Here is a 508-nt window from a genome sequence, read left to right on the forward strand (position 1 = left end):
GCATTGAAGTTTTCCTTGAAAAACCACAGCGGTGTCTGGCTATGCCACACCAGTGTGTGTCCACGCATGGCAATGTTATTATTCACGCAGAAGTCCATGATGCTGGCAGCATTGTTCAGAGAAACACCGATATTCGTTTCGCTGCACTGAGACTGCACCAGCGTTGCATCTGGCTTGGTTTCGTTCTCGCACTCGATGCTGTTATAGTCCTTCAGCACACTGGCAGTAATGGTGGAGTTCTTCACAGTACTGCCATTGAGAATATTGCCCACCCGAAAATAGTCGGCAAACTCGTCTTTCAGTCCCTTTTCCGCAGCTGCCGCAGAAACCTCGCTGCTGTCCGACTTTCCTGTTACGGTGACATCATCAAACACAAAATCGTTAGTGCTGTCTGTGGTAATGGTCAGCCGGAATTCGCCGCTGTTTTCCGGTGCACGATAAGAAGCGGAAAGTTTTGTCCATTTGCCGGCTCTGGTCTGTTTTGCCGTCAGTTCGGTTTCCGTTTCCT

The 508-nt window shown here is 49.6% G+C and carries 1 protein-coding gene; it reads right to left on the reverse strand.

The window, feature by feature from the left end:
- The coding region (locus tag DXB92_RS13285) for an endo-1,4-beta-xylanase (RefSeq protein WP_147330092.1) at window positions 1-508 on the reverse strand (508 nt) is incomplete at both ends.

Source organism: Ruminococcus sp. OM06-36AC (assembly GCF_003438725.1).
GTDB lineage: Bacteria > Bacillota > Clostridia > Oscillospirales > Ruminococcaceae > Ruminococcus_C > Ruminococcus_C callidus.